Source organism: Noviherbaspirillum aerium (assembly GCF_008929045.1).
In the GTDB taxonomy this organism is placed as follows: Bacteria; Pseudomonadota; Gammaproteobacteria; order Burkholderiales; family Burkholderiaceae_D; genus Noviherbaspirillum; species Noviherbaspirillum aerium.
In genome coordinates, this window is the sequence record NZ_VFAH01000068.1 from 1 (window position 1) to 1,705 (window position 1,705).

The 1,705-nt window shown below is 53.0% G+C and carries 2 rRNA genes; both read left to right on the forward strand.

The annotated features are described in order from the left end of the window. Positions 1 to 1,369, forward strand: a 23S ribosomal RNA gene (locus FH061_RS30090); the annotation flags it as partial. Between the two features lie 195 nt (positions 1,370 to 1,564). Beyond that, positions 1,565 to 1,677 (forward strand): 5S ribosomal RNA (gene rrf / locus FH061_RS30095). Positions 1,678 to 1,705: the final 28 nt, after the last annotated feature.

The window sequence follows — 1,705 nt, forward strand, 5'->3', positions numbered from 1 at the left end:
GGGACGAGCGGCTTTAAGCTGCGAAGCAATCGGAAGTGGTTCCAAGAAAAGCCTCTAAGCTTCAGTCTAACGAGACCGTACCGCAAACCGACACAGGTGGGCGAGATGAGTATTCTAAGGCGCTTGAGAGAACTCGGGAGAAGGAACTCGGCAAATTGGTACCGTAACTTCGGGATAAGGTACGCCCTGGTAGTTTGACTGGCCTGCGCCAGAAGGATGAAGGGGTTGCAATAAACTGGTGGCTGCGACTGTTTAATAAAAACACAGCACTCTGCAAACACGAAAGTGGACGTATAGGGTGTGACGCCTGCCCGGTGCTGGAAGATTAAATGATGGGGTGCAAGCTCTTGATTGAAGTCCCAGTAAACGGCGGCCGTAACTATAACGGTCCTAAGGTAGCGAAATTCCTTGTCGGGTAAGTTCCGACCTGCACGAATGGCGTAACGATGGCCACACTGTCTCCTCCCGAGACTCAGCGAAGTTGAAATGTTTGTGATGATGCAATCTACCCGCGGCTAGACGGAAAGACCCCATGAACCTTTACTGTAGCTTTGCATTGGACTGTGAACCAATCTGTGTAGGATAGGTGGGAGGCTATGAAACGGTGACGCCAGTTGCCGTGGAGCCAACCTTGAAATACCACCCTGGTTTGTTTGCGGTTCTAACCTTGGTCCGTTATCCGGATCGGGGACAGTGCATGGTAGGCAGTTTGACTGGGGCGGTCTCCTCCCAAAGTGTAACGGAGGAGTTCGAAGGTACGCTAGGTACGGTCGGACATCGTGCTAATAGTGCAATGGCATAAGCGTGCTTAACTGCGAGACTGACAAGTCGAGCAGGTACGAAAGTAGGACATAGTGATCCGGTGGTTCTGTATGGAAGGGCCATCGCTCAACGGATAAAAGGTACTCTGGGGATAACAGGCTGATTCCTCCCAAGAGTTCATATCGACGGGGGAGTTTGGCACCTCGATGTCGGCTCATCACATCCTGGGGCTGTAGCCGGTCCCAAGGGTATGGCTGTTCGCCATTTAAAGTGGTACGTGAGCTGGGTTTAAAACGTCGTGAGACAGTTTGGTCCCTATCTGCCGTGGGCGTTGGAAGTTTGAGGGGGGCTGCTCCTAGTACGAGAGGACCGGAGTGGACGAACCTCTGGTGTACCGGTTGTCACGCCAGTGGCATAGCCGGGTAGCTAAGTTCGGAAGAGATAACCGCTGAAAGCATCTAAGCGGGAAACTTGCCTCAAGATGAGACTTCCCGGAGACTTGATCTCCCAAAAGGGTCGTTCGAGACCAGGACGTTGATAGGCTGGGTGTGGAAGCGCAGTAATGCGTTAAGCTAACCAGTACTAATTGCCCGTGCGGCTTGTCTCTATAACCTTGACAGGAATGGAAGCAAGAGTAGAGGGTGTGCCATGATTGACATGAGCATCACGCCTGCCAGTAACAAGTCATACCACACAAGATAAATCGAACGCCTGCCGCGACGCAGGCGACTTCTTCCGGATTGGGCAGTACGTTGCGCGGGCATGCAAGGGCATGGCGCGGACGGATTGCCGACAAGTTAAGCCTGATGACTATAGCGAGTTGGTCCCACCCCTTCCCATCCCGAACAGGACCGTGAAACGACTTTGCGCCGATGATAGTGCTGCAACCAGTGTGAAAGTAGGTCATCGTCAGGCTAGTTCTACCGCATCAGCCCTGCCTCCT